The sequence below is a fragment of the Sulfitobacter sediminilitoris genome (assembly GCF_010667575.1).
Lineage (GTDB): Bacteria > Pseudomonadota > Alphaproteobacteria > Rhodobacterales > Rhodobacteraceae > Sulfitobacter > Sulfitobacter sediminilitoris.
In genome coordinates, this window is record NZ_JAABNT010000026.1 from 25,048 (window position 1) to 31,604 (window position 6,557).

Annotated in this window: 5 protein-coding genes and 1 pseudogene; 3 read left to right on the top strand and 3 right to left on the bottom strand. The window is 60.5% G+C overall.

Annotation, left to right across the window (positions count from 1 at the left end):
- Window positions 1-10: 10 nt before the first annotated feature.
- From GV827_RS21260 to GV827_RS21270, 3 genes are read right to left on the bottom strand one after another with little or no spacing between them, the layout of a single operon-like run.
- A complete protein-coding gene (locus GV827_RS21260) occupies window positions 11-490 on the bottom strand; it encodes a MarR family winged helix-turn-helix transcriptional regulator (RefSeq protein ID WP_164355967.1) in 480 nt (159 codons plus the stop codon).
- Window positions 487-2,049: a phytoene desaturase family protein gene (locus tag GV827_RS21265; RefSeq protein ID WP_164355986.1), complete on the bottom strand. Its 1,563-nt coding sequence runs from the start codon at window positions 2,047-2,049 to the stop codon at window positions 487-489. Before GV827_RS21265 ends, GV827_RS21260 begins: the two co-directional genes overlap by 4 nt.
- A gap of 3 nt (window positions 2,050-2,052) precedes the next feature.
- Window positions 2,053-2,844, bottom strand: coding sequence for a cyclase family protein (locus GV827_RS21270; RefSeq protein ID WP_164355988.1), 792 nt, complete (start codon window positions 2,842-2,844; stop codon window positions 2,053-2,055).
- Window positions 2,845-2,958: 114 nt separating this feature from the next.
- Between GV827_RS21270 and GV827_RS21275 the strand changes: the two genes are divergently transcribed.
- The 3 genes and pseudogenes from GV827_RS21275 to GV827_RS21285 all read left to right on the top strand — a co-directional run.
- Window positions 2,959-4,527: a phytoene desaturase family protein gene (locus GV827_RS21275; protein ID WP_164355990.1), complete on the top strand. Its 1,569-nt coding sequence runs from the start codon at window positions 2,959-2,961 to the stop codon at window positions 4,525-4,527.
- A 31-nt stretch (window positions 4,528-4,558) separates the two neighbouring features.
- Entirely contained in the window at window positions 4,559-6,085 is a 1,527-nt protein-coding gene (locus tag GV827_RS21280; RefSeq protein WP_164355992.1) for an ABC transporter substrate-binding protein, read from the top strand.
- 61 nt (window positions 6,086-6,146) lie between these two features.
- Window positions 6,147-6,557: pseudogene (locus tag GV827_RS21285) on the top strand (ABC transporter permease); the annotation flags it as partial.

Here is a 6,557-nt window from a genome sequence, read left to right on the forward strand (position 1 = left end):
TTGCCTCCCTCTAGAAGTCGTGCTTGCGAATGTTGCGCAGAATGGTTTGCAGCGTCCCGACAAAGGCACGTTTCTCGCCCTCGTCGATGCCCTTGAACATCGCCTCATAGGCCCCCGCCATGTGCGGCCAAAGCCGTTCATAGGCCTCCCGCCCGGCATCGGTGATAAAAACGCGGGTGGCGCGACTGTCCTGTCCGTCGGTCTCGCGCCGGATCAGGCCGTTCTGGTCCAGCGTGTCCAACGCACGGCTGAGTGTGGATTGCTGGACCACCGCATAAACCGCCAGTTCGCGGATCAGGATGCCATCAATCACGCTGAGCACGGCAAGCGACCGCATCTGCGGCGTCGTCAGCCCCTGCTCTGCCATCTCGGTCTGCAGCGCCGCGTTATAGCGCCCCATGATCCGGTTCATCAGGTAAGGGGCAAAGTTATCCAGCCCCATTTCCCCCAGACGCAGGGGTTCTGTCTTCATGTTCTCAGGCTTGTTCATGCGCCCAGCCCCTTCGCTACGTTCAGTCCCGACCCACCGCCAAGGCCCGGCCCCGGATGGGTGGATGCACCGATGTGATATAGGTTCTTGACCGGCGTGCCGTTGTTGGTCTGCGCCGCATAAGGACGCCAGACAAAGACCTGATCCAACGTGCAGGCACCGCCATAAGGATCACCGCCCACAAGGTTGACGTTCATCGCCTCCAGATCGGCAGGTGAATAGGCGCGGCGCTTGAGCTTGATCTTGCCCCAGTTGCGGATGTGCTTTGACAGGATGCCTTCGATCCGGTCGGCATAGGCCTCGCGCATCGCTGGCGTCCATTCCGGCACGGTATCGATCTTGCCTGCCGCGTCGCCCTTGATCACCGGGGGCGCATCAGGGATCTGCAACCAAAGGATCGCCTTACCCTCCGGGCACCGGCTTGGGTCCAGCCGATGCGGCTGGCCTACGCAGATCGTCGGCGTTTCGGGCAGCATCCCGCGCTCTGCCTCGTTGCAGGACTTGGAAACCGCATCGATGCCGTCTGTCAGATGGATCAGCGCCACGTCGTCCAATCCGTCCGCGTTCCATTCAATGGGTCCGTCCAAGGCATAATGCAGTTGAAAGTTTCCTCGCCCATGGCGGAATTTCTTGCGCGTCTCCGGGCACGGCTGATCGGCCAGCAACCCATCATAAAGCTGTCCCGGCGCGGTGCTGGCGATGACATTGCGCGCATAGATCTGCTCATCATCGGTGGTGATCACGCCGTGCACCTTGCCGCCGTCGACCATGATGCTCTTGGCTTCGACACCGGTGCGGACAACCCCGCCATTCGCCTCGATCAGGGATCGAAACGCCTGAGCCGCCTGCCCTGCCCCGCCCTTCACAATCGGCGCGCCTGCGGCTTCCAACGCAAAGGCAATGACCCGCGCCATCTGACCGCCGTAGGTCGCCTCTGGCGTCAGGCCCACATGCAAGACCCAAGGGGCCCAGATCGCCTGGACATCAGGGCTGGAATAGCGTGTCTCCAACCATCCCCGCGCAGGCTCCATCGCTTCGCCGAACCATGTCTTGAGCGGGCCAAGACCCTTTTTCCACGCTTGCTTGGCCATCAAGGTCAGCGTCTGGCGTGACCACAGCGGTTGCCCCAGCAGCGCAAAAAGGAACTCGGCATCCTGTTCAATACCGCCCACATCGGCCGCGTGCTGGTCCCCGTCCCCGGCAGCACGGGCATTGAACGCGGCGACGTTTGCCGCACGGTCCATCGCCAGCACCAGCGCAGTGCCATCAGGGCGCAGTGCCGCCGTGGGATGGGCGGTGTGACAATACTCAAAACCGTGTTTCGCCAGATCGTCCCCCAGCGCCTCTTGCGCGGGTCCGGTCATGAACAACACAAAGGTCGCCGCCATCACATCGTGATGATAGCCGGGCAGCGTCACCTCGTCCGAGGTATACATGCAGCCGCCCACGCGGTCCTCTCGTTCGATCACCAGAACGCTGTCGCCCTTCCGCGACAGCATCGCGGCAGCCACCAACGCATTGATGCCCGACCCGATGATTAGATGATCGAAAGTGGCCACGGCCTAGCCCTTGGGGACCAACGCCAATGCCCGGATGGGCGAGCCTGTGCCGTTCTTGATTTTAAGCGGCGCGGCGATCAGGATCGCGCCCTTGGCTGGCAGCTTGTCGAGATTGGCAAGCGATGCAAGGCCAAAACAGTTGTCGCGGTGCAGCAGGTTGTGCGCCGGATAGGGCGGCTCCATACCCCCTGCCTGGCCCGCGTCGGTGCCGATGCACTGCGTGCCCCAGCCAACGATTTTCTTGCTCAGCAGGTATTCGATACAATCCGGTGTCGGTCCGGGGGAATGTGGCCCGGTTTCATCCGCATTCAGGAACTTGGCCTCGTCATCCACGCGGCTGTCCCAATCGGTGCGCATGACGACCCATTCGCCCTCACCAATTTCACCATGCTCTTTTTCCCATGCCTTCACACCATCGGCGGTCAGCAGGAAATCCTCGTTCTCGGCGCTCTCTTTTGAGCAGTCGATCACGTTGACCGGCGCAACCAGCCGCTGAACATCCAGCTTGTCGGTATAACCGTCAGGATAGTCCTTGCCGGTGATCCAGTGATGCGGCGCGTCAAAGTGGGTGCCGGAATGTTCGCCCAGAACCATCCAGTTCCACGCAAAGAACGGACCGTCGTTGTCATATTCCGAGATCTTGTGAATCTCGACCTTGGGCGTGTTCTTGGCGAAATCCGGTGGCAATTGCAGGATCGGCGTATCCGGCCCCAGCACCCCCGAACAATCCACGACTTCCACACCACCAGAGGCCAGCATGGCCCCCAGATTGCTGACAACATCCGCTGCGCTCATTTATTCATCTCCCTGAGTGTCGCAGGTTCACCCCGCGGTTGTATTGATGATTCAATGCTAGACATAATTACATGCGTTTGCAATTATCTTTGTGACGGGGAGATGTGCGACAGTATGACAAACAATCCAGATGCCGTGATCATTGGGGCGGGCCACAATTCGCTGGCCTGCGCATGTCATTTGGCTGCGCGCGGCTGGAAAGTCGCGATCTATGAACAGGCGTCAGAACCCGGCGGCGCGGTGAAAACCGGCGAATATACAGTACCGGGATTCCGCCACGACTGGGCGGCGATGAACCTGTCGCTGTTCGCGGGTTCTGCGTTTCATAGTCAGCATGCAGCAGAGCTTTCCAAGCACGGGCTGGCCTTTGCGCCAACCGCCAATCCCTTTGCAAGCGTGTTCCCGGATGGCCGGTGGCTGGGCATTTCCAATGATGCCACCCTGACCACCGCACGGGTGCGCGGTTTTTCCGAGGCGGATGCCGCCACCTGGACCAAGCTGACCAAGGATTTCCCGCGTGATGTAGAGCCTATTCTCGGCGTCCTTGATGCGGCGATGAATTTACGTGCAATTTCATCTTTAGGCTGGAGAATGTGGCGCAAGGAAGGGGGCGGCAGCGCGCTTGACCTTGCGCGCTTCATGATGATGTCGCCCCGCGCGTGGCTGGATCAGACGTTCGAGAGCGATCACGTCAAGGCAACCCTCGCGGCCTGGGGCATGCACCTTGACTTCGCGCCCGATGTGGCGGGCGGCGCTGTCTTTCCCTACCTTGAAGCGATGGCCGGACAGGCATTTGGCATGGTGCTGGGTCAGGGCGGTGCCGCCACGATGACCAAGGCAATGGTCCGGATGATAGAATCCCGTGGCGGTGCGGTGCATTGCAACCAGACCGTGACCGGGATCAAACAGGCCGCTGGCCGTGCCTTTGGGATCATCCTTGAAGACGGGACGGTGGTCGAGGCGGAAAAGGCCGTGATCGCCAACGTCTCGCCTGCGGCACTTGGCAAACTCACGGGCGGCACCAATAACAGCCGCTATGACACCGCGCTGGAGAAATTCCAGTACGCCCCCGGCACGATGATGATCCACCTTGCGATGGACGCGCTGCCGAATTGGTCGGCGCCTGAACTAAAACGATTTGCCTATGTGCATATGGCGCCGTCGCTCGATCAGATGGCACGCACCTATGCGCAGGCCAAGGGCGGCATGTTGCCGGATGAGCCAGTGATCGTCTGCGGTCAGCCCACCGTGGTGGACCCGTCCCGCGCCCCTGCGGGCAAGCACGTTCTCTGGCTGCAGGTCCGCATGGCCCCCGGCCAGATCAAGGGCGATGCGGCGGGCGAGATCACGGCGACCGATTGGGCAGAGGCCGCTGAACCCTTTGCCAACCGCGCGCTCGATATCCTCGAACGCTACGCGCCCGGCACCCGCAAACACATCCTTGGTCAGCACATCGTGACGCCCGCCATGCTTGAGGCCGACAACCCCAACCTGATCGGCGGCGATCAGGTCTGCGGCAGCCACCATTTGCACCAGCATTTCATGAACCGCCCCGTTCGCGGGTATGCCGATGGGACAACGCCCATCAAGAACCTGTATCACACCGGCGCCGCTGTATGGCCCGGTGGTGGGACAGGCGCGGGGCCCGGCACCCTGCTGGCAAAGAAACTGGTCGGAAACTGAAAATAAAAGAGACTAAACAGGGAGAAATCACATGAAACTATCCAGAAGAAGCCTTCTCAAGACCACTGCTGCGGCAGCAGCATTCACCGCCGTCGGCCTGCCCAGCTTTGCGCAGGAAATCGACGAACTGGTCATCGCCTACAACGTGAACCTGCCCAGCTGGGATCCCACGGTCGGCCTGTCCGCCGTGAACCCCACCATTCAGGGTTTTTATCAGTCGGTCTTTGACCTCTATATCCCCCAGAACCCCGACCTCAGCTTTGGCTCCGGCATCATCACGGACTACGGCTGGTCTGATGATAACAAGTCGATCTGGATGGATGTGCGTGAGGGTGTCACCTGGCACAATGGCGATCCGCTGACCGCCGAAGACGTGGCATGGTCGCTGGCCCGCGTGGCAAACCCCGACACCGGCAGCCCGATCCAGTTCATCTGGGGCAAGATCAACAACATCAAGGCAGACGGCAACCGCGTGACGGCGGACATGCCAGAATACGAGCCCACGTTCTTTAAATGGATGTCGTTCCTGACCGGCTATGTAATGCCCAAGAAGTACTACGAAGAAGTCGGTGCCGAAGGATTTGAGGCAGCGCCAATCGGCTCCGGTCCCTACATGGTCGAGAAATTCGAGCGCAACGCCTTTGTGCGCCTGAAAGCGAACGAGAATTACTGGGGCGGCGCGCCCGCGTTCAAGGCGGTCACGATCAAGTTCGTCACCGATGCCGCCTCTCGCGTGGCCGAAGTGGAATCGGGCAACAGCCACGTCACGCTTGAAGTGCCTTACGAAGAGTTTGACCGCCTGCAAGCCAAGGACGGGATTGAGGGTACGGCCTCGCCGATTTCGGACATCGGGATGATCTTTTTGAATGACATCGAGGTGATGACCGACCCCAACGTGCGCAAGGCGGCGGCACATGCCATCGACAAGCAATTGATCGTGGATCGGCTGCTGTCGGGTTACGGTGTGCCGATCGACACGCTGCAAACCCCCGACTACATCGCCTTTGATGACAGCATCAAAGTGCCCTACGACCCCGAGAAAGCAAAAGCATTGCTGGCTGAATCGGGCTATGGTCCTGATAATCCTGTTAAATTCAAGATCCAGACCACCAAGGGTTTCAAGCCCAAGGATTACGAAATGGTGCAGGCCATCGTGGGCCTGTGGCGCCGTGTCGGGATCGAGGCCGAGATCGAAGTATATGAGATCGCCAAGCACTTTGAGCTGCGCGCGGCGGACCAGCTTGCGCCAGCCGCCTTCTATAACTGGGGCAACTCGGTCGGTGATCCGACAACATCGACCGGCTTTGCCATGTTCGGGCCTTCGCCCCACTCTGTCTGGGACGGTGAGGACACGTTCAACGCCATCCTGCCACTTTGGGGTGAAGCGGATGAAGAAAAACGCATCGCTGGCTGGAAAGAAGTGGACCGCCGGATTGCCGAGAACGCGGAAGTCATCCCGCTGCTGCAATACGTCCAGCCCATCTTGCATGATGCACGGGTCAAGGTGACACCGCACCGTTCCGGCGCGCTGCTGCCGCATCTGATGACACCGGCCTAAGGAATTCTTCCTGACTGGCGGGGCTGCTGCAAGGTGGCCCCGTCCTTTTGAGCGGACCTTCATGACACTTCTGCGCAACATCCTCATCCGGCTGCTGACCACCGCGGTGACGCTTTTTGGCGTGGCTGTCATCGTTTTTGTCGTGATCCGCGTGGTGCCGGGCAATCCGATCGCGATGATGCTGCCACCGGGGGCCACCGATGCCGATATCGCCCGGCTTGAGGCCCAATACGGGTTCGACAAATCCATCTTCCAACAGTTCGTGATCTGGCTGGGTGGCGTGATGCAGGGCGATTTCGGCACGTCGATTTCCCTGCGTCAGCCCGTGTCACAACTGGTTCTGGGCCGCCTGCCCGCCACGCTGGAGCTGTCCATCGTCGCGCTTGTCATCGCCGTCATCATCGGTGGCGCATTGGCCCTGATGGGCACGCTTTACCGCGACACCAAGACCGAAGGAGCAGTTGACGTGACC

What these genes read in the sequence shown, in the direction of transcription:
- GV827_RS21260 (WP_164355967.1), bottom strand. Translation starts at nt 490, where the DNA reads ATGAACAAGCCTGAGAACATGAAGACAGAACCCCTGCGTCTGGGGGAA.
- GV827_RS21270 (WP_164355988.1), bottom strand. Translation starts at nt 2,844, where the DNA reads ATGAGCGCAGCGGATGTTGTCAGCAATCTGGGGGCCATGCTGGCCTCT.
- GV827_RS21275 (WP_164355990.1), top strand. Translation starts at nt 2,959, where the DNA reads ATGACAAACAATCCAGATGCCGTGATCATTGGGGCGGGCCACAATTCG.
- GV827_RS21280 (WP_164355992.1), top strand. Translation starts at nt 4,559, where the DNA reads ATGAAACTATCCAGAAGAAGCCTTCTCAAGACCACTGCTGCGGCAGCA.